Below are 21,402 nucleotides of genomic sequence, written 5' to 3'. Positions count from 1 at the left end.
TTGGTTTTAGGATAAAAGTAGTGGTGGAATTTGTGGAGCACTAAGAGTGATGTAACAGACCATAAGAGCCATGTAACATGCATTGAAATACCGGTAAATAAAGGGCTTTTAGGTGTCCAAACTATAGTTGGAAGGGGTTGCGCCAAACCTATCTTTAAAGCATTTGGCGAAGTAGGACATATCGGCGAACCCAACGGCGTATCCAATTTCTGAAATATTGACACCACCTTTCTTGATAAGCTCCGCAGCGGTTTTAAGGCGTTCGTTACGTATGAATTCTGTAGCGGAAACACCAAACAGCGTTTTCAATTTTCGGTGCAACTGCATGCGGCTCATACCAATTTCCTTGGCAAAATCATCAATGGTGTAGTCGGAATTAGAAAGTTCCTTTTCCAGTATTTTTTCCAACCGCTGAATGAATTTCCCATCCAAGGAACTGATCACCACATCGGTGGGCTTCAATACCAATTCCTTGCTGTAACGCTCGCGTAGCTTTTGCCTCATCGCAATCAATTGCTGTACTTTGGACTTTAAAACAGCGTGGTTAAAAGGTTTGCTTACATAATCGTCGGCTTCGGCCTGAAGACCTTGTAATCTGGCTGCATCGTTGGTTTTGGTCGTGAGCAACATTACAGGCACAAATGAGGTCGCTTCGTTGGATTTTAATTTTTCGGTGAGTTCAAAACCGTTCATTTCGGGCATCATCACATCGCTTATCACCATATCCGGAACTTGTTCCATTGCAATTTTCAGAGCAGCTTCGCCCGTATCGGCCTCTAGGATTTGGAACTGATCTTTAAACAGATCTTTTAGAACAGTCCTGATGTCGGCATGGTCATCGGCAACGAGCATGATAGGCCTGTCTTCCAAGCTTTCGATGGCATCGTTGACTAAAGGGACCTGTGGACTGGATTCAGAAAACACGCCCAATTCCCTTAGGGTGTTTTCATCCAGTGGCAATTGTACATCAAAAGAAAGTATACCGCTTGCTACCGAAGCTTTGATGTTGCCTCGATATAGGGTGACCAGTTCCTTTACCAGGGCAAGACCAATACCTACACCTTCGGAATCGCTTTGCTCTTGATGGAAGCGAACGAACAATTTGGAAATGTCCTTGTTTTGAAGTCTGGATGGGTTGGAAACTGTTATCGAAAGCTGTTGGTTTTTAACTTCGGATCGAAAGTTGATCAAACCATTTTCCGGAGTGTATTTCAAGGCGTTGGAAAGCAGGTTGGACACGATCTTTTCCAGTACGTCTTTATCAAACCACTGCTCGGTTTTGGGCAATGTGATCGCTTTTGAGAATTTCAGCCCATTTTCAATTGCTCCCTGCTGAAATGGTTCCACCAAGGTTTCCATGAATGCCGAAAGCTTGCTTTTTTGGAACAGCAACCTTACACTGCCCGAATCAATTTTAGAGAGTTGCAACAGTTGGTCCACCAAAACCAGCATCCGATCCGAGTGTTGTTCGATCATCCCAAGTTGCTTGTTTTTTTCCGCATCGTTCTCCCGCTCTTGTAGGTTTTGCAACGGACTTTTGATCAGGGTGAGCGGCGTGCGGAATTCATGGGAAATGTTGGCAAAAAAACGTGACTTCAAGCTGTCGAGTTCCTTTAATTTTTTGGCAGTCTTCAGCTTGTTTCGGTACGCGTAAAAAAGTAAACCGCCTATCATCAGGCCTAAGCCCAAAAGCCCTAGAAACAGATGGCTCTGGTTTTTTTTCTGCTGTTCGGTGAGCGCATTTTGTGCCGTTAATGAATCGATTTCTTTCTCTTTTTTAGCTGTTTCGTATTTGGTTTCCAAATCGGCAATGGTGCCGTTGGTCGTTTCGGTGATGATACTGTCTCGGTAGATGTAATACTTTTTTTGGCTGTCGAGTGCTTCCCTGAGTTTGTTTTGCCGTTCGTAGAAATCGGAAAGTTGGTTGTAGGTCTCCGAAATCACACCTTTATCCTTAGCCGATTTTGAAAGCTCCAACGCCTTGTTCAGATATGCTTCGGTCTGTTCGGGATTTTTCTTCAATGCCTTGAAATGCATGCCCAAGGCCAAATATCGTTTTGCCAACATGCCCCGATCATTCTGGTTTTGTTCCAAAATGCTAATGGCCTTTTGCTCAAATTCAATCGCTTTTTCCCGATTTTCTGCATCGCTGGCCATCAATGCCGAGGTGATGTAGGCATGTACCATCCTGTCCTGGTTTCCTGTTTTCTCGGAATATGCGACACAGAGATTTTGATATTCCTCCGTTTTTTTGGGATCCAGACTTCGGTACATCTGGCTCAAATTGCAGTAGCCAAGGGCCAGTTTTTCCAGGTTGCCGTCCAGTTTTCGATGCTCGATGGATTTTTCTCCATATTGTACTGCTTTCTCCATTTGCCCCAGTTCATAAAAGACCATGGACAGATTGTTATAAACAATGGCTATCTCACCTTGGTTAGGGGATGGCATGGATTCATAAACTTCCAACGCTTTGAAAAGCTGGTCGGCCTTTTCGGTCAATTGGCCATTAAGCCCAAAAGCATAGCCATGGTCGTTATGGGCCAAAGCAGCATAAGCTGAAGGGTGGTTGGTAAAGTAGGGGCTAGATTTTTTAAACAAATCCAAGGCTTCTGCAACCTTGTTTTGATACATTTTTACCTGTGCCTGTTGCATAAGGGCAATGGAAATCACCAAGGAATCGTTGTTCTTTTTGCCCAAATCCAAGGTGTGTTCAGCCGCATTTAGGGCTTGGTCCAACCATTCGTCCTTTTCAATGAGAATTTCTGTTTTTTTGATGTTTGCGAAAGCTTGGCCCTGATAGGATTTCAATTGTTTGGCGAGCGTTTCGGCTTGATCACAATAGTGGAAAGCCGAATCGTAAGCAGCTTCGTTGTAATAGGTGTTGGCCTTTTCGATCAGACTGAAAACCCTTATGGAATCGCTTTCTTTTTGGGATTGCCCGAATGCTTGCAACGCAATGGAAACGAAACAGATGAGGGCAATACGATTCATGAAGTCCCGATTTGGATTTACTAAATGTAATCAAAAAGGGATTAAGCCCATAAGGCTTAAGTCAATGAATTGGGAACCGGCTTCATCACAATTTTTGTGAACCTGAAATTGGCGATGGGATTTGGATATCCGTGTAGCATGGGTGCGCTGACAAAGCCTCAAATATATAACAGATTAAAATAGATGGCCTGCCTCACCAAACTGGCCGTGTTGTTGGCATCCAGTTTCAAGAGCAAATTTTTACGGTGCGTATCCACGGTGTTGAGGCTGATGAACAATTTTTCCGCTATTTGGGGATTGGTCAATCCATCTCCGATGAGTTGAAGGATCTCTTTTTCGCGTCGGGTAAGAACAGGTTGGGTTTTTATATCCCTGCGTTCTTGGGTCGTCATCGCGGTGTCCACACTCAAGTAGATCTTTCCATTCATAACGGAAACGATCGCTTCTTCAATTTCTTCTTTGGAGGCTGATTTTATCAGGTATCCATCGGCCCCATTTTGCATCATTTGTAAAATATAGCTTCTTTCATTAAAGGTGCTCATCCCGATGATCTTGATCTGGGGGAAATCCTTTTTCAATTTTGAGGCCAGTTCCACACCACTGATTTCTGGCATGTTGATATCGGTGATCACCAAATCGGGAAGGTGCTCATTTACTTTGTCCAGCGCTTCATAGGCATTGGAGGCGAAGGCGCATACCTGTACAGACCTAATTTGGTTCAGCATGGCCTTCATGCCCTCGATTACCATGGGGTGATCATCCACCACAATGACTTTGATATTATCCATTGGACTCCAGTTCAAGTTCAATAAACACAGAAGTTCCATGGCCTGGTCTGGATTGGAAATCCAACTTGCCGTTCAAATAATTCACCCTTGAACGTATGTTTTGCAAGCCTGCGGTTTTTTTATCACTGTTTTCCTCCTTATTGAACCCGATCCCGTTGTCTTCCACCGTGATGTTCAATTGGTTTTGGTGACGGATCAGTTGTACCAAGATTTTACTGGCCCTTGCATGTTTGACCGCATTGTTGATCAATTCTTGAACAATTCGGTAAATGACAATTTCAGAAGAGGAAGGTAATCTCTTTTCCAGTCCGAACACCTCAAGATCGATGACAAAATCCTGTCCTACGGAAAGGCCTTCGGCATAATCCGTAAGGGCTTGATACAGTCCAAATTTAAGGAGGCTTTCGGGCATCATGTTATGTGCGACACGGCGCATTTCAGCAATGGACTCGTCCAGCTTGTCCAACGCCCTGTTGAACACCTTTCCGTTTTCTTCTGTCAATATCAAATTTCCTTTCATGGCCCCCAATTGTAATTTAACCCCGCTCAAAAGGCCGCCCAATCCATCATGCAGGTCTTTGGCAATTCGGCTTCTTTCCTCTTCTTGTCCTTTCAATAATGCCTGTGCCTCCAAAAGTTGCTTTTCGGATTCCAGTTCCTGTATGCGCTGCAGTTGGATTTTTTTCCGATAGCTGTAGTTTCTATACACCAAGAACCCCATGGCCAATAAGCACGCAAGACTCCCTATTAGGATATAGTTCAGGGTTCTGTTCAGTTTAATGGAACTTTGTTGCTCCCGTATCTGACTTTCCTTTTGCTCGATTTTATTTTTGATGTGCAGGTAGTTGGAATTGATTTTGGTTTTTTCCGAAGATAAACTATCAGAAAGTGTCAGTTGCAGACTGAGGTTTTCATAGGCTTTTTCATACGCTTTCAGCAAAGCATAATTTTCTGCCAATCCACTTGCGGCATACATTTTATATTCAGGGGAATGGATGCTGTCTGCCAATTTTGCCACTTCCATCATATACCCATTGCTGGTTTCATATTGTTTTAAAAGATAATGGCAATAACCTGTGAGGTAATAGGATGCCAATAGTTTTGAGGTGGGGAGTTGTTCTTTTTTGGCAATTTCAATGGATTGTTCGGCCTCTATGACAGCCTGTTCAAACAACCCTTTTTCTGCATAGCTCAACGCCCGATTATGTACCAATAACCAATTATAAAAAGGATTTTTAAGATGTGGGACCAAGTTCTCATAGGATTCAGCATAAAAACTGTATTGCTCCTGGTTTCCTGCATTCAAATAGGCGGATGACAGATTCTGATAGGCTTTGGCCAGAGCCAATGTATCTTTTGACTGCAATGCAAAATTCAGGTATTCGTGGTTGCTTTCGATGCCTTTATCAAACTGTCTCAAAAAATTGTAGGACGTGCTGATTCCGCCGTAGCAGACCGAAACAAGATAATTGTCCTTGGTCCGCTGTGCAAAACGCAATGCGTTCAAAAAATTTTTCAATGCGCCATCCTTGTCATTTCCTTGGGGGAGAGCCAACATGCCCAATGCGAAATAATATTTCGCATAAAAGGAAGCATGTGAGGTCGAGTCTTTGCTTCCATAAAGACTCTGGGCCTCCTCAATGGCCATAAGTGCCGAGTCATAGGCACCAGTTTCAGTGAAGTGTAGCGATTGGTTCAAAAGAGCCTTTGCCTTTTCGCTCTGGATATTCAAGATTGTACTCAAATGCAAACCCTCTTTGGCAAACGTTTCACCATCGAGCCCATAATCATCACCTTCAAACCCCAATTGGTTCAGAGCGGCAACTTTTGCACTATCATTTCTTTGCGATCCGGCAAGTTCCATCAGTCGCTGTATTTCATGGGAATGCTGCGTCAATACCCCTTTGGGAAATGCAATGGTGAAGAGCAGGACCATGAAAAGTCTAGTGGGCATAGATAGGATTTATACTTGCGAATATCAGCATTTTATGCATTGGGCAGCTCACTGTTTCAGGGGATTTTTTGGGCATGCAAAATACCTTTTGGGTGGGATTGACTTTTAGGCACCTCCTTTCGAATTTTACCCCATCAAACTTCAAAACAGCCATTCAGATGAAATCATTCACCGTAATACTCATCACCTTGTTGGCCCTACCCATGTCTCTAGCGGCACAACGTACCCAACTATTCGGAAAATTTATCGATCAAAACGGAAATTTGATTGAAGGGACTTCCATGGAACGGGGCTATGAGCGTCAACTTGTCATTGATGGGTTCTCCATAACCAATGCCACTATGGTAACCCTTAAAATTCCCAATTCTGTTGCAGTGAATGCGTTTCAATCCATTGTTGATTCAAAAATTGCCCTGAAAAGTGGACAGATCGCGGTGCTGAAATTGGAAGCGGACCGGAAAGTGATTTTTCAAAAAATACTGATGACCGACCTCAAAGTGCTCTCGGTAACCACCAAAGATGATGGTGTGACCCTTGAGCTGAAGGCGGATACGCTTGAACAAATGTTCTACGAAACCGATAAAAATGGACAGCTCAAGGAGGTTCGCAATTGATCAGAAATACGTAAATGCCATGCAGCGATTTTTATATATCATAATGTTTTCCGTTTGTGCGTCCGGTCAAATGATCTCAGCACAAACAAAACCAGATAAAATACCCACACAGGCTGAAATAGAGGCCATGATGCGCGATGCCGAAAAGCAAATGAAGGAAGCTATGGAATCCATATCGCCCGAGGAACGGAAAATGATGGAAGAAGCGATGGGTATGCTCCAAAACGGGAATTCCCCCATTGGAGGTGCTTCCCTTTCTGGTGTCAGTACAAAAATTCCCAAAAAGCAAACAGAACTTTTGGGCAAATTGCCAAAGCTTGTTACGGAAATGCAATACGACGACTTCATTGAACAAATGCTTTCCCAAACAGTACGGTCCATTCCTGCAAACATCCGTAGCGAAGTTGATGTGCTGATTTCCAAATACAGTTCAACACATGAACTCAATAATCTGCCACCTTTGCTGTTCACGCAAAAGAATCCCAAAGCTGCGGTATATTCTGCTATTTGTGTGGCCCAAATGAACACGGACATGTTGGTTTCGCAAAATAATTTGGCTGTGATCCTCCACCAAACAGGGTATCCTCAATATGCCTTGCCACTTTTGGAGCATTTGATGGTCAAAAACCTTAACCCAACGCTCTACAACAATGCAGCACAGTGTTATTTGTCGTTGGGCGATACCCAAAAGGCCGAAACTCTTTTTGCCATGTGTCTTCAAATGGACGCAAACAATCACGAAGCCCATTGCGGAACGGCTTTGATTCTGATCCATCAGGGTAAAATTCCACAGGCGATCCCCCATGTGGAACAGGCCATGAAAAATGGGTATTCACCAGCTTTGGACAAGCTGGTCGGCGAGCACAATATCGATTTGGATTTCGATAAGTTAAAGCCAACGATTCCCGAATATTTCAACCCTAATAAATACAAAACACCACATTCGGCCAAAACCTTGAAGGATGTAAAACCGGTTTTGGAAGAGCGTCAAAAAATAGAGGATTTGATGTATGCTTGGGGCGACAAAAATCGTGAGTATGATGAAAAACATGCCGACAAAATTTCCAAGGAATCGGTCATGCAAATGAGTCAACGCACTTATGGGATTGTCGGTAATCCGCCTTTTAGTCGCAAAGCCATGTTTATGTTGAGTCAAATTCAAAAAGAGACCTTGGATATGGCCACCAGGGGATTTACCACTTCGGATGATAAATCCATAGACGATGCAAAATACTTGCAAGAAGAATTGGAAGGCAAAATTCGAAAACGATATGACAGGGAAAGTTTTGAATCAGCCTATGAAGAATGTGTCATGAAAAAGGAAGAAACGGAAGCTTACCTGCAAGAATCGGCTGCACTGTATGACCATAAAGTGCAGGCCACGGTTTTTAAATATTATGACATTACCAACCAAACCCTTTACTGGTACAAATATTTGCTCAACACAGATGGTTATGAACATATATTTTATGGTGTAGCATCGGAGCTTTTTGTGCATTTGGACGATTACAAAAAGTTTCAAAAGCTGGATGTTGCGGAAAACGTGGTTCGCGATTGCGAAAAAATCCTTGAAAATCCACCACAAAAACAGGTGTTCATCTATGAAAAGCCAGACCCCAATTGTCCCATAAAAGTGAAGATTGTTTCAGGTCCCCTGAACGTAAAAATGGATTGTAAGGGCTGGGAAGTGGAAGGGGGCGAATTGGTAATTCTTGGAATTCAAAAAGACTACACGACAGGCGAACTCACATTGGCTTTTGGTGTAGGGGCAAATGCGGCCGTATTGGGCGCAAAGGGGCAGATGTATTTTAAATTTGATGGAGACTATGCCCCAGTTGATTGCGGAATGGTGTTTGAAGCTGGAGCGGAGGCCGGTGCAGGCCCCATAGTCATCGAAGAAAAAGCGACTGCGACCATTGGCATGGTAAGCGGGATCCATGTTACTGGCGTGGCCGCAGGACAAGAAACCGCGATTTTCACATTGGAACCTTAAATCAATTGATCATGAAACATGCAACATGCATAGCGCTGCTGTGCTTTGGTATCCACAGTTTTGCGCAACTTACTCCCGAACAACGTATTCAAGATAGTGTCATCGGTTGGTGGAGCAACAACTATTGGGACCGAAATTGGAAATCGCCCACGGATACAGAGGGTAAGATCATCGAAAAACACCTGAACAATTTAGTGGATTGGATGAAGAAATCCTATACACCAGTAGGCGGGTTGGGAACGGTCACCCGCTTTCGTGACAGTTGGGGCTATGGCGTAAAATTCAATGTATGGAATGTCAGTTATGCACTGAACGGAAAATGGATTGACGAGAAAGGGCATTTTAAACCGGTTTCTGAAGAAAACACTCCATTCTATATCCATGTCAACCAAATTGTGGGGGCATATCCCATGAAGTTTCTCAATAAAAAAGGGGCCTATTATTTCACTTGGATGGCCGATGGTACCGGGGATCTATACGTGCATCAAAAAACTGATCCAAGGCCCAAAGGCATTCATCCCAACGCATCCAGATTCATTACCGTTAGAAACAATAATCAAAGTGTGATGCTGGCGCCCAACAACCAATTGCCCTTTGTGGAAGTAACCAAAGGGGAACTCTTGGAAATGTCGGATAAGGCACTGGCAGAGATGATGGTTTCCGGAAACCAAAGCAAAAAACAGGATTACGAACGATACAGAACCACCATTGCGGAATTAAGAATAAAATACAAGAACAGTTTGAACACACCTGCTGTGGTTCGAAACATTCAGTCGGACGAATACATGTTCAATTTTTCAGACCCGTTTGAATTGAATAATGGTGGAAATCCGTTGCACAATTATAAGGTTTACAAGTTTGCTCCAGGCGTTTATGATAAATTGAAACTTGCACAACCTCAATGGGTTACCGTCTATTATCCATTTTTTGGGCAAACCAGCGGTAGTCAGTTGAATGAATTGTACACTGCATTGACCCAAAACTTGAATTACCAATATATCCACGATTATTTCTTTTCCCCGGAAAAAGTTAAGGGAGTTGCCTATACACCTTCTGATGAAGCAGGATTAAAAGCGAGGTTGGACGGTTTTCGAAATAAAGGAAAACAAAGTTTAGCAGCCAATTCCCCAAAAAGTCCATCCAGCAAAAATGCAACAAGACCAAACGTTTATTTTGCTGATGATTTTTCGGCCAATGCCATAGGTTCTCCACCTAAAAACTGGTATTTCAACCAAATGAAGGAGCATTGCAAAATTGTTGACCTTCCAAAGGAAGAAGGAAATTGGGTGCTATTAGGTCGATACAACCAATTTCGTCCCAACTTGATGAACTATCCGTTGCCAAAGAATTTTTCTATTGAGTTTGATTTGATTACCAACGAGGATTTTGATACCCGAACCGGAGGTAGTGTGGAATTGATGCTCAACACCCGAAAAATGCACGATACAGGGGCTGAAAATACCAACGGAAATGGTGAAACCGTAAAAATAACCTTTAACCCAGGGGTAGCTTCTGCCAAAGGCACCACAAATTTTAGGGGTCAGGTAAAAATGGAAATAAAGGGCACACCTTCACAGAACAAACAAAATGGTGTTCCGGGCATATCGGGAACCGAACCACTTCCTGAATTTACAAACGCAGACCCTAAAGTTCACGTGAAAGTAAAGGTCATGGACGGAAAAATGGAAGTCTTTGTCAATGACAAGTTGAAATTGTCCAGCACCCAATTGAAGATGGCCTATGGTGAGGCTTGTGTGGTTTGCGGGATTGGTCCTTCAACGGTTTTTAATTCGATCAATTGGCAGAATGTATCAGAATCCGATACTGCTAAAAACAAAATCCATCTTGGAAATGTGGTCATGACCAAACTTTAAAATTCTAACTATGAAAACCTTATTTGTTTATTTATTGGTGCTTTCGGCTTCTTGTGCCAACGGACAGGAACAGTTTGATCTTGTAATGTACCAACCGCCATTGGGTTGGGAAAGATCTTCCCAAGAAAATACGGTCACCTTCAGCAAGGAAGATGGCAGTGGCAACTATTGTGTGATGACCGTTTATAAATCCATTGAAACCGTGAACGATGCCGATGCTAATTTCAGCATTGGTTGGGAATCCCTTGTTCAAAATGTTTTGGGTACCGGTGAGGCCATCATGCAGCCGGGAAGTAGGGACAAGGATTGGGAAACCCGGATCGGTTCAGCGCCTTATGAAAAAGAAGGTATTAGGGGCGCTGCCATTCTCATAACCAGTTCCAAGGGCAAACGAATGGTCAATATCTTGATCTTGACCAATAACGATATCTATCAAAAGGAGATGGAGCGCTTTTTGGAAGATATGACCCTCTTAGGTGAGTACACCATGGAAGAAGTGAGCCCTGCAAACCCAGAAATACCCAAATATGAAGTATGGATGACGTATAAATCCAATGTGATCAAAGGCAGCAATTCTGCTTCCTTCTTTGTCAAATTAGACAATGGGAAATGTATTGACTTGATTCCTGATGAAGGGCTGTTGAATTTCCAGGACAACCCAAAGTTTGACTCCTTTACATGGGGTGAAGTTTTGGATAAGGGAAGGGAAATGCATCTTATGTTTCCGGGGTATGAAAGAAAATTGGGAATAGTGTCCAACACCAAGATGAGTTACCCGCCAAGGGACAAGGTTACGTTTTATTATAGATCGGTGCCAGTGGATGGTCTCAGGCTCGATGGTTCATACAGTAGCAGTGGACCGAATTGGAAAAGCAACCCCAATGCCAGGGCAATCGTTTTTTACAAGGATGGAAGGTTTGAAAACAAGGGAGGGTTTATCGGAATGAAATCTACAAATACAGGTTATCAAAATCGAAATGTGGGCAATGGCAGCTATATGATCAAGGATTTTACCCTTGTGCTCACCTACGACGATGGGGATATTTACCAAAAGGCATTGGTTGGATTAAAGGATGTAGATCCACATAAAGATAATTCGGTCTTGTTCTTTGGGGAAGTCCCCTTTTTTAAGCACTGAAGTGGACGGGACTCCAATTTTTATAAAAAACGCCCATTTTAAAGGGTCTCCCACGGCAATTTTTGGGGGAACCGATTTAATATATTTTAACCTTTTTAATATTAAAAATGATGGATTTTCCTTTGTTTTGAATCATTTGTTTTTCTTACGTCATGGACAATTGTCTATTTTTAATATGAAGAATTCTGAACCACCGCTTCAACAACCGAAACCATCGTTATCCATTGAAATTAAAGTTGGGGAAGTAGTCGGGGTCGATATATATGACTTTGGCCCACTATCATTTTTGGATGATGTTTTCCTTGATAAAGCCATTAAAATCCGATAGTGTTTTATCCTCATAGACCAGTACGAACTGATAGAATTGGATATAGCCATATTGGTAAGGGTCCTTGGCGAGTTCCCAATAGTGTTCCGTAAAATATGCTTTGGCATCCTCACCTTCAGGAATGGGATTTTTCAGCTTCAATAGCGCTGTTTTGGCCAGTTGGTAACACGCTTTCAATTCCTTTTGTTTTCCTTTTTCCCTCCAATAGAGCAAGGCAATGACATTTGCGGTGTATTCGTTGTCATATTCATTGTCGGCACGGGCATGGGAAGCAAACTGTAATGCGTGTGCTACTTCATGCGCTACATAAAATCCATTGAAGAATAGCCCAAACATCCTTTCGCCTTCCAATTCACCACCGCCAAGCTCTGTGCAAAATGCTTTTAATTCCATTGGGCTTAAATCCCATAAAGGAAGGTAGATGGTATTTTGTGGTTGTAGGTAAAATGGACCCCACGCACTGAAAGCGGGACTGGGGTCCTGTAGGTCGATGGTGGGGTCCACCGCTGTGATCATGCCTTGGAAGTCTTGGACCAGTTCAGCACATTTTACTTTAATGCTGGTGGTATCCGGGAAGGTCTCATACCATTCGTGTTGTGCCTGTGCCAAGTTACTGAGTAGGAATGTTGCAATAAGAAAGGATAGTGGTTTCATAGGGTTGTTGTAAAATTAGTTTGAAAATGTTCAATGATAGGGCCTCAGCAAGGTTAGCGTTCAATGTATTCATAGGATATTGCTCCGGGTGTTTCGATTTGGGTATTGGTGATGTTTGCCATTTTCAAAAACCCGTTTGAACCATAACTGTTTTCGGAAGAAATCTGTAAACCGTCAGCCTGGCATTCTACAAAGGGCCGTGAAGTTAAATTATTGGTTACCAGTATATCCAGGAACAAAGGCCACTCCGCAATAAGGGTATGAAGCGCTATGGGATTTGCATTGGACAGCGTACCGCGTTTGTCCAGATCATAGGTGAAATTGTAAATCTCTTCTTCTTCGTGGCCAAAGTAGCGAATGGAAAACTTGGTGACATCGCCATGTTCATTCAGATAAACCTTGCAGTGATCGTCCCCTTCATCAAACTCATACAGGTTTGCGGCTGGATGGTACTGTATGGGAAATTCCCCGTATCCATCGTCATACGATGATAGGTTTCCCTGTTCATCATAAAAAAAGTTAATCGTACTGATGCCTTCACCGCTTACATAAATAGCCCGAATATGATGGTCATTGTTGTATCCGTACTGTAGATTCAGCCAAAAACCCTGCTCATACTCTTGACGGATTTCATGAATGCTCCCATCGGGATCATAGCTGATCAAAACATGGTCCGAACCGTCCGGTTTTGTGACCTTGCCCAAGTATTGGTTTTCAGCAGGAATTTGAGTATTCAGATCATGGTCGTCATCTGTGCTGCAGGAAGACAGGAAAAAGGACAATAGGCCGAAAATGAAAAGTTTTGTTTTCATTTTAAAGAACATTAAAGTTGTATGTAATGATAGGTATATTCGGAAACAATTGTCTGAGACCCGCCGTTTTCGGTATCGGGCACCACGTTGGTTTGGGTCGTCTTGGTCAAAAATGAATCTTCATCATACCCGTTATCAAATGTCATCGAGCCTATATCGGTCAAAACTTCCTCGATGGGTAAGGAGAACACATTGAGCAGAAGTTGAAAATTAAAAACAGAATAGTTGTAACCATTAAGAGGGCCTATAATATTTGTAAGGCCCATATCGCCTCCATTGTACAAGGGACCTTTATGGTTTTGTTCATAAAACAGGTAATAGGAAGATGAATCGGTACTATCCGGGAAATCTATGACCATCTTATCACAATTATTATATTGATCCAAATAAATCTTGTTTATGATATTGGATGGCGAAACAAAAGAGTAGGAATTGTCAGCGGCATCATAGGCCACTGGATAATCCTCATTATCGAAACGGTATCCATTCATGGTTCCATCTTCGTCATACGAATAAGCAGTTTCATACGAGATGCCATTTAGAGTCAAGAATACTGTATTGATGCGACCATTTTCATCGTATTCATAACGATTGATGTAATCACCGCCATAGGCCATAAATTTTTTGATTCGCTTGTTTTCGTTGTACTCAATGGACAGGACTGTTTCGCCATTTTTATTCTTGACGGTGCTCAAATACCTTAGTTCGACCGGGATGGGCGGTTCGGGAGGCGGGGCATTGTCGTCATCGTTGCTACAGGAAAAAGCAAGTATGGCTATGAACAACAAAAAAAGTGTCTTTTTCATAAATTCTTATTTTTAATGATTTATAATCCTGGTGTGGGTGTCAGTGCTATGTTTTTCACCAACACCTCTTTGCTCCCGTTGTTTATGCTTACAGTGAGGTTGATTTTACGCATCACGGTTTTTTTATAACCTACACTATTGGGGTTTTTTCCATTGTCTTCCATCGGGTCAATGGACGAAACGCTCCATTGTCCTGTTTCACCAATTGTAAAGGATTTTGCAAACAGGTCCTTGTCCTTCAGATCTTTTGTCTTTTTCTTTGTTTGTACCTGAACGCCCGCAAATTTGCTTGTTTCATAGACAGTTTCTTCTATGCCGTCAAAAGTTGCCTTTACGGTAATTTGGCAACCTTTTAAGCCTGAACCGCTTATTTTGAAATCCTTGGTTCCGATAGGGAATGGATTGGATGTGTTGGTTTCGGCCTTGAATTTCAGTGGCACCGGGGCAGTGCCTAACTGGACACTGAAAGCCTCCCTCACCTTATCGTCGGTAGGACGGAGCGTGCCTTTCACGCTAGCGGACATCACAAACTCCGTCGTGACTTTGTACACATATTGCTCTGTTTCAGACGTGCTGAGTCCGAGTTTTTGCCCGATGATGACCCTGATTTCCCGATTGGTGGCCCCGGTATGGAATTTGACTTCTGCGAGCGGGGCTTGCCAGATGCCCTTGTCGTCTGCCCTTACTTTGAACTCCTGTGGTCCATATAGGTTTTTCTCTCCGGATTTCACAAGAACAGGTTTATTTGAGCTGCTCTTTTTGTACGAGGGTACCACGTTTACTGTTACTTCCGCACCGGGCTTTGCTTTGCCCACCAAAACAAAAGGCCCGCTGATTTCAGAATCGGCACGTGGCGAGGTGATGGTTGGCCTTGGCAACGGTTCCACTTTCATTTTGATGGTTTTTAACTGTGCCTGCAATCCTGTGCACGAGAGCATTACGAGTATTAAGATTATTTTCTTCATTGTCCTAAAATTTTATTGTTATACCTGTTTTTATTTTTTGCCGCCCTGTTACGGCCACAAGTAGGGTTTGGGCACTACGGTTTCCCGTACAGGTTATGGTTGCCCTTGTATTGTTCCCTTCGTGATATACCATTTTCCTTCCATTAAAGTTGTTCCGTAGGTCGTCGCTTTCAGGGCCCTTTGGAATGTCCCTCGTACCGATGTTACCACAAATTCTTGTTTTATGTTCTGGACACCCCGGGCACGTGAATGCAAAAGGAGCCAATAAACCGAAGATCAAAAGTTTTGTGTTCATCCTTGTGGTGGGTCTAGCTTTCCGGTTCATTTCTTTAATTGGTTTTTTGGTTTGCCTTGCCTTTTTTTATGTTCTTGGGCGGAATGGGCTGGGGATTGAGTTTGATCTTTTCAAACTTTTTGTCCGTCTTTTCCAGTTCCCTATAAGGAATAGGTTCTTTATACAACTTGGGCTTTTCGGCCAATTTGAGTATGCCGTATTTTTTGATCGAGGTATCGGTAGGTATGATGGTATAGGACCTGCCTACCGATATTTCCCCATTGTGGAAATGAAAAATGTCGAACAAATAAGAGACTTGATATGCATTGTCGGGCGGTACGAGTTCAAAACCGAACATTTGCCAAAGTCCGCCAATGCCCACAGTAGCTGTTTTTTCCATTTTCTGTCCAAATTGGCCAGGTTGATCTGTCAATCTATAGGAAAGGAACAACCTTCCCCTAACAGTGGAATTGTTCATTTCCCAATATCCGTTGTCATCCAAACTACCGCGCACATGAAAAGGAAGGTCCAAATAATTGTAGGCCCCGTGCTCCAGATTGCTAGCATGGGGTATGGCAAGTCCCTGTGCTTCGCCCGACAATACGGTACCCAATATGGCAATGATCATTATTATGGGTATTTTCATCTTTTTGGTTTTGGTTGAACAAATAAATTTTTACTCTACAGGGATAAATTGCCATCGGTATCCATCCCCGTTCCCGTCGGGGCCAAACCAGGGTTCGTCATCGCTGAATCCCAAATTCTTGGAATACATGGCGTCGCCGCCCATTTGTATGTTCTTGATGACAAAGTTCCCTTCATCCCGTTCTATGGTGAAATTGCTGTAATGGTCATTCCCGGATATAAGGGCATTGCCATTATCCGGCACATGCTAGGGTCGCAAATAAAGGCCGGAAGCTACATGCTGGATGGTATAGGAAATGGCTTCATTTCCATTTTTGTCCTTGGTAGTGTATTTTTTGACCGTCCATTTTTGCATACCACTTTTGTTGAAAGGTTTTAAGTGTGTATTGCTGTTCATTCCGGCATCGACGGGTGTTAGGGCACGGCCCGTACCAACATTTGCAATAAAGTAGTCGCCTTGTTCCAGACCAACCTGGGCGTTGACGGAAACCGAGGTCCACAGGGCCAAAAGGATCGATAGAAAAAATTGTGTGGTCGAGGTGTTCATTTGATTTTGCATGTTAAGAGTGTCTTCATTATAGTTTTGTGAAAGTGCCGAAATAGTGATTACCGTGAAGTTCATCCCAATTGTTGACTTCCAATGTTTCCTCCATCCATACCATCAACTCCCTGTCCTTTTTAGTTGGGTCTTCAGGATTGGACGTTTCAGCAAAGGCGGCAAAATTCCCGATGGATAGGTAATTGTCCGTCCTGTCCATATCATCAAGGGTCAATCCGAAATATTAAAAGCTTTTGCAATTTCCCCATAATCCATCGCCTTGATCTCTTCCCAGGAATAACCATGGTAAGGATTGTCTTTGGATTTATCCTCTAAGGTACCCGTTGCAGGAATACCTTCAATGGTGACTATCCGGAATGCTATAGTTGGTTGGGAAAGAGTATTGTCATCACGATGTGTACGGAGGGTCACTGTACCTATTTTTATTCCGTATGAAAAATAGTTGGTTTTCCCATTTTCATAATAGGATACGGGTATGGCCGACCATGGTTGCCCCCAAAAGAACGAACCATATACCAAAACAACCCCATTTTCAACTACAGCCTGGGTAATCTCTGGTATTTCCAGTTCGGCCACTAGATAATTAATTCCATAGAGTGAGGTTTGGTTCCATGTAATCTGACTGGACCAAAAGGTACGACTGATTACATTCGCATTGCCATCTTGGCCCGGTTCACCTTGGGGTCCTTGTTCCCCATTGAGTCCATCCAAGCCGTCTCGCCCATCCTCGGGGCTACAATTGGTAAAGGATACAATAAACGTAAAGGAAATGATCAGTATTCGAATAAAATTGTATGTTATTTTCATGGTTTTAGTAGTTATACTTATTGGCAATATTGCCACAGGAATATGGGGCATTACCGTTATTGGTCGGTAAATGTCCCGTAGAATTCAAAATCAAAGTAATCGTCATAATAGTTGGCCTCCAATTTTCCGCCTACCCAAATCAATAATTCCTGATCCATCAATGTAGGGTCATTGATGTTGGGTGTTTCTATGTAAGCCGCAAAATTCCCGATGGATTCATAATTATCGGTCCGTAGTACAGTCCCTTTCTCAAAACCTGCATCCACCTTAAGCCCGTCCTTGTGAAAGCCATAGAAAAAATGGGGATGGATTATGGTAGCCTCATTTAACCTATAGGAACCCGTATAGGTGTTTCCCGGAAGTATATTTTGCGCTGGGGACTTGATCAGATGAAAGGTTCCATTGATCTCCTCACCCTGGATGGTTACCTTGGTGATTTCATCATCGACTATCATGATGCGGATTCGATCTTCCGGGATGGAAATGGTGTTTTCATCCATTACTTCATAGGCATTCGATGCATCGGGAAAATTCAATTGGAGACTATGGATCAGGTTGTCCGGTAAAAACTGATATAATCTAAGGGTCTCGGTCGTCCCTTCCTCAATCGAGGAATCCTTAAAGTTGAGCAACATGAAATGGCCCACAGGATCATGGATGTCAAATCCAGCTTCCTGTGGGTCAGGTGTTGGTGGTACATCGCCATCCTTGGAACAGGACAGCATCAACAGGGTCATTAGTGCCAAGATCAAAAATGTAGGTTTCATGGATCGTTGTAATAATTGCATTGACCAAAATATCAAGGTTGGCCCGACCAAAAAACAGGCTTTATACCAACGACGGATTAAATAGATGAACAACAGGAGTATAAAGAATCCCCTTTTTGCCTAAATTTGAGTATAACCCCACAATAAATGGACGTAATCAATTGCATTATTGTTGACGATGATGAAATTGACCGACTTATGGTCACATCCTTTGTGAAGAAGTTTCCCGAGTTTAAGATCAACGGGATTTTTGAAGATGCTGAAATGGCGCTTCAAGTCTTGGATGTTCAGGATATTGATGTACTTTTTCTGGATATCGATATGCCCGGGGAGAGTGGTTTGGAGCTGCGTAAAAAGGCGCTGCACATTCCCGTTTGCATTTTTATTACGTCCCATCCGGAACACGCCGTGGAGAGTTTTGGACTCGAGACCCTTGATTTTATCGTGAAACCTTTGAAAATGGAGCGATTTGCTGATACCGTCAGGCGCATATCGGAATTTATGGAAGTTCGCAAAAAGGCTTCTCTTTACGAGGCTTCCCTGGGTGCTGATGTTATTGTCGTGAAGGAAGGTCATGGACAAATCAAGGTGAAACTTCATGAAATTCTCTATTTGGAAGCCTTAAAGGACTATACCTTATTGGTGACCGAGAAAAGTCGTCATTGCGTCCTTTCCAATTTGGGAAGCCTTTTGAATTCTGAGCATTTTGGCTCCTTTGTCCGTGTACACCGTAGTTTTGCGGTCCAAAAGCAACGGGTACGTAGGGTTACAGCGGCCGAAATTGAAATGGACACTACGGCAACCGTTCCAGTGGGGAGGAGTTTTAAGGATAATTTGATGCTTTTGCTTTAAAAACTTTACCTATGAAAAAGGGGGTCTTACTGGTGATTATCATGTTTGCTGCATATTTTGTTCGGGCCCAGTCACCAAGGGTAACGATAGATTCATTGGAAACGCAGTTACAGCAAGCAAAAAATGATACCATACAGGTGAAGATACTCAATGAATTGACCTACACATATGCAGGCATTGACTTAAAAAAAGCAACAAGCTATGCCCGAGAAGCATTATCCCTTGCAGAAAGTACAAAGTGGACAAAAGGTATTGTTACTTCGGAAAAGTATCTTGGTAATGTGCTCATGGAATCGGGGCAAAGACAAGAGGCTCTACCGCATCTTATAAAGGCGTACGAGTTATATGGAATCCTCGGGGATAAAAGAGGCGAAATATTGACATTATATAATTTGGGCAGTCTGCAACAACACGAAAACAAGTATACGGAAGCTCTTGAATATTTCATGAAAGGAACTGCCGCTGCTGAAGCTTTAAACGACAACAATTTGTTGGCCATGGGCTCCTATCGGGTTTCAAGCATTTTTGTCCAACAGCATAATTTTGGAAAAGCAAGGGCTTATGCAGAAAATGCAGTCTCCAGTTTTAAAAAGGAAAAAAATTATATTGAGCTTGTTTATTCTCTTGAAATTATCGGTGTGAGCCATCTGTTGGAGAAAAACCCGGAAAAAGCAAAAAAGCCATTTTATGATGCACTTAAATACTTGGATACCCTAGGAAATGATTTTGGAAGGGCAAGAATTTATACGCAGCTTGTTGAAAGCTATAACAATGAGCCTGCTAGACAGTTGGAGTTTATAGATAAGGCCCTTGCCATATTGGAAAAAAGCAATGCCCCAAATATATACACCATTAGTAATGTCGGCAACAAAGGGATGATTTATATAAATCTATACCGGACAGATAGCCTACGCCATAGTATGCCGGCAAGTTTTAAGATGTCAGACCCTGAGTTATTGGCTGCCGCGGACAGTAGTTTAACGGAAGCGATTTCTCTCGCCAAGGTGTCCGGAAACAAAGAGCAATTAATGCACTTTTACAAAGCGTATTCCAAGGTGTTGGAAGAACAGAACCAATTCAAAAAAGCAATTGAAATCTTAAACAAAAGCTACCAAATTAGTGATTCCCTGTATTCCCAAAATACCAAGAATAAAATTGCAAGTATCGAAAGTACTTATGAAATAGCCCTTCGGGATAAGGAAATCGAAGTGAACGAAATGCAACTCCAAACACAAAAAAAGCAGCAGTTTTACTTGCTTGGGGGAATTGTATCCCTGGCAATGATTGGAGGACTGTTGTTTTACCAGAACAGCACTAGGCGCAAGAACAACCGAAAATTGCTCCGGCTCAACCAAGAATTGGATGAGAGCAATAAGCTAAAGGCCCGTTTCTTCGGGATATTGAACCATGACTTACGGGCCCCTGTCTCCAATCTGATCCACTTTTTGCACCTCCAAAAGGAAAATCCCGAACTGCTTTCGAAGGAAAATAGGTCTAGGCTCGAACAGAATACCATCGCTGCCGCTGAGAATTTATTGGTTTCCATGGAAGATATCCTTTTGTGGAGCAAGGGTCAGATGGAAAATTTCATTCCACAATTCGAAAGGATATCCATAGATGATCTTTTTCAGGATATATCCAGACATTTCTCCAGTGAAAATCAAACTACCATAAGATTTGAAAACCCCCAAGACCTTTACCTTGAAACGGATGGGAACTATTTGAAAACCATCATGCGCAATCTCACGGGTAACGCGTTGAAGGTGCTCGATCATACGGATACCCCCCTTATCATATGGAATGCAAAGCAGGAAGGTACAAAGGTTCAATTATCCATTACGGACAATGGCCCTGGGGGAAGCAATGCTAAATTCAGGGCCCTTTATGACGATACCGAGGTAGTGGGCATCCGAACCGGACTTGGACTTCATCTGATCCGTGATCTTGCCAAAGCCATACGTTGTGACATCTCGCTTTCTTCCATAGCGGGAAAAGGAACCACTTTCACTTTGAGCTTTTCCTAGGGACCATCTTCATTTCTTGGACATTCATTTTTTGATTTTTTCATTGGGGCTTTATATTAAGAATGCATGCCTAAACTACAGTGTCACAAGACTTATGGAATCAAAATAATTTAGGAGTAGCCTGGCCAATTCGGAAGTCTTCCAAACGGATTTTTGGTGCGCCCTTCCTTTGCAAACCCTTCTTGGGGCTTTGCCGGGAACGCCGCAAATCCGTCCGTCCGCCCATCAAATTTTAAGGGGTCCTTAATAAAAGAAGCCCTGGTTGTTTTTCGGGGCATCGAAAAACAGGGCAGGACCCAAGGACTTCCCATCAGGACACCATCGCCTGCAGTCGCTTAACTTCCCGTACGCTCCCTTGACAAATGGGTCGGATGGAATTCCTAAGGCCCTTATCGAACCTGTCAAGCCCAAGGCAGGTTTTGTCCATAAATAGGGTTTCCACTTCCTTGAAAACCTTAAGGTTTTGCTACGTCGCGGAGCCTCCCGATTTCTGTCCAAAAGCCTTGACAGAACCCCCTTCTTTTATTGTGCTACGCACGTAAGAAGCAAACAAACGC

Annotated in this window: 19 protein-coding genes; 6 read left to right on the top strand and 13 right to left on the bottom strand. The window is 42.9% G+C overall.

Annotated features, from left to right (window positions below; genetic code table 11):
* Window positions 1-108 precede the first annotated feature (108 nt).
* From DB398_RS10960 to DB398_RS10950, 3 genes are all read right to left on the bottom strand, one after another.
* The gene (locus tag DB398_RS10960; RefSeq protein ID WP_108424441.1) at window positions 109-2,991 is read right to left on the bottom strand and encodes a response regulator; all 2,883 of its coding nucleotides are present in this window, start codon (window positions 2,989-2,991) and stop codon (window positions 109-111) included.
* A gap of 158 nt (window positions 2,992-3,149) precedes the next feature.
* Window positions 3,150-3,779: a response regulator gene (locus tag DB398_RS10955; RefSeq protein WP_108424440.1), complete on the bottom strand. Its 630-nt coding sequence runs from the start codon at window positions 3,777-3,779 to the stop codon at window positions 3,150-3,152.
* Entirely contained in the window at window positions 3,772-5,733 is a 1,962-nt protein-coding gene (locus tag DB398_RS10950; RefSeq protein ID WP_108424439.1) for a tetratricopeptide repeat-containing sensor histidine kinase, read from the bottom strand. The genes DB398_RS10955 and DB398_RS10950 overlap by 8 nt, the downstream gene beginning before the upstream one ends.
* Window positions 5,734-5,891: 158 nt before the next feature.
* Here DB398_RS10950 and DB398_RS10945 point away from each other — a divergent pair, with 158 nt between their 5' ends.
* The 4 genes from DB398_RS10945 to DB398_RS10930 are packed head-to-tail and all read left to right on the top strand — an operon-like array spanning window position 5,892 to window position 11,352.
* Window positions 5,892-6,347, top strand: a complete 456-nt coding sequence (locus DB398_RS10945; RefSeq protein ID WP_159076400.1) for a hypothetical protein — start codon at window positions 5,892-5,894, stop codon at window positions 6,345-6,347.
* A 19-nt stretch (window positions 6,348-6,366) separates the two neighbouring features.
* Window positions 6,367-8,340 carry a tetratricopeptide repeat protein gene (locus DB398_RS10940; protein ID WP_159076399.1) on the top strand — a complete coding sequence of 658 codons (1,974 nt, stop codon included), beginning with the start codon at window positions 6,367-6,369 and terminating at the stop codon, window positions 8,338-8,340.
* An 11-nt stretch (window positions 8,341-8,351) separates the two neighbouring features.
* The gene (locus DB398_RS10935; RefSeq protein ID WP_108424436.1) at window positions 8,352-10,214 is read left to right on the top strand and encodes a hypothetical protein; all 1,863 of its coding nucleotides are present in this window, start codon (window positions 8,352-8,354) and stop codon (window positions 10,212-10,214) included.
* 10 nt (window positions 10,215-10,224) lie between these two features.
* Window positions 10,225-11,352: a hypothetical protein gene (locus tag DB398_RS10930; protein WP_108424435.1), complete on the top strand. Its 1,128-nt coding sequence runs from the start codon at window positions 10,225-10,227 to the stop codon at window positions 11,350-11,352.
* Between the two features lie 280 nt (window positions 11,353-11,632).
* On the opposite strand, the gene DB398_RS10925 is transcribed toward DB398_RS10930, so the two are convergent.
* From DB398_RS10925 to DB398_RS10880, 10 genes are all read right to left on the bottom strand, one after another.
* Complete coding sequence (locus DB398_RS10925; protein ID WP_108424434.1) at window positions 11,633-12,334, bottom strand: hypothetical protein; 702 nt, start codon at window positions 12,332-12,334, stop codon at window positions 11,633-11,635.
* 53 nt (window positions 12,335-12,387) lie between these two features.
* Window positions 12,388-13,146, bottom strand: coding sequence for a hypothetical protein (locus DB398_RS10920; RefSeq protein ID WP_159076398.1), 759 nt, complete (start codon window positions 13,144-13,146; stop codon window positions 12,388-12,390).
* Between the two features lie 11 nt (window positions 13,147-13,157).
* Entirely contained in the window at window positions 13,158-13,952 is a 795-nt protein-coding gene (locus DB398_RS10915; protein WP_108424432.1) for a hypothetical protein, read from the bottom strand.
* 20 nt (window positions 13,953-13,972) lie between these two features.
* A complete protein-coding gene (locus DB398_RS10910) occupies window positions 13,973-14,917 on the bottom strand; it encodes a hypothetical protein (RefSeq protein ID WP_159076397.1) in 945 nt (314 codons plus the stop codon).
* A 329-nt stretch (window positions 14,918-15,246) separates the two neighbouring features.
* The gene (locus tag DB398_RS10905; RefSeq protein ID WP_108424430.1) at window positions 15,247-15,837 is read right to left on the bottom strand and encodes a hypothetical protein; all 591 of its coding nucleotides are present in this window, start codon (window positions 15,835-15,837) and stop codon (window positions 15,247-15,249) included.
* A 30-nt stretch (window positions 15,838-15,867) separates the two neighbouring features.
* Complete coding sequence (locus DB398_RS10900; protein ID WP_108424429.1) at window positions 15,868-16,080, bottom strand: hypothetical protein; 213 nt, start codon at window positions 16,078-16,080, stop codon at window positions 15,868-15,870.
* A 3-nt stretch (window positions 16,081-16,083) separates the two neighbouring features.
* Window positions 16,084-16,395 carry an RICIN domain-containing protein gene (locus tag DB398_RS10895; RefSeq protein ID WP_159076396.1) on the bottom strand — a complete coding sequence of 104 codons (312 nt, stop codon included), beginning with the start codon at window positions 16,393-16,395 and terminating at the stop codon, window positions 16,084-16,086.
* A gap of 16 nt (window positions 16,396-16,411) precedes the next feature.
* Complete coding sequence (locus tag DB398_RS10890) at window positions 16,412-16,609, bottom strand: hypothetical protein (RefSeq protein WP_108424427.1); 198 nt, start codon at window positions 16,607-16,609, stop codon at window positions 16,412-16,414.
* Window positions 16,606-17,202: a hypothetical protein gene (locus tag DB398_RS10885; protein WP_108424426.1), complete on the bottom strand. Its 597-nt coding sequence runs from the start codon at window positions 17,200-17,202 to the stop codon at window positions 16,606-16,608. The genes DB398_RS10890 and DB398_RS10885 overlap by 4 nt, the downstream gene beginning before the upstream one ends.
* 56 nt (window positions 17,203-17,258) lie before the next feature.
* Entirely contained in the window at window positions 17,259-17,969 is a 711-nt protein-coding gene (locus DB398_RS10880; protein ID WP_108424425.1) for a hypothetical protein, read from the bottom strand.
* Between the two features lie 147 nt (window positions 17,970-18,116).
* Between DB398_RS10880 and DB398_RS10875 the strand changes: the two genes are divergently transcribed.
* Both DB398_RS10875 and DB398_RS10870 read left to right on the top strand, forming a co-directional pair.
* Entirely contained in the window at window positions 18,117-18,821 is a 705-nt protein-coding gene (locus DB398_RS10875) for a LytR/AlgR family response regulator transcription factor (protein ID WP_108424424.1), read from the top strand.
* 11 nt (window positions 18,822-18,832) lie between these two features.
* Window positions 18,833-20,845: a tetratricopeptide repeat-containing sensor histidine kinase gene (locus DB398_RS10870; protein WP_108424423.1), complete on the top strand. Its 2,013-nt coding sequence runs from the start codon at window positions 18,833-18,835 to the stop codon at window positions 20,843-20,845.
* The last annotated feature ends 557 nt before the right edge of the window (window positions 20,846-21,402 follow it).

Origin of the sequence: Flagellimonas amoyensis, from assembly GCF_003058265.1 — a bacterium.
Lineage (GTDB): Bacteria > Bacteroidota > Bacteroidia > Flavobacteriales > Flavobacteriaceae > Flagellimonas > Flagellimonas amoyensis.
This window is presented reverse-complemented; position numbering and strand designations above follow the sequence as displayed.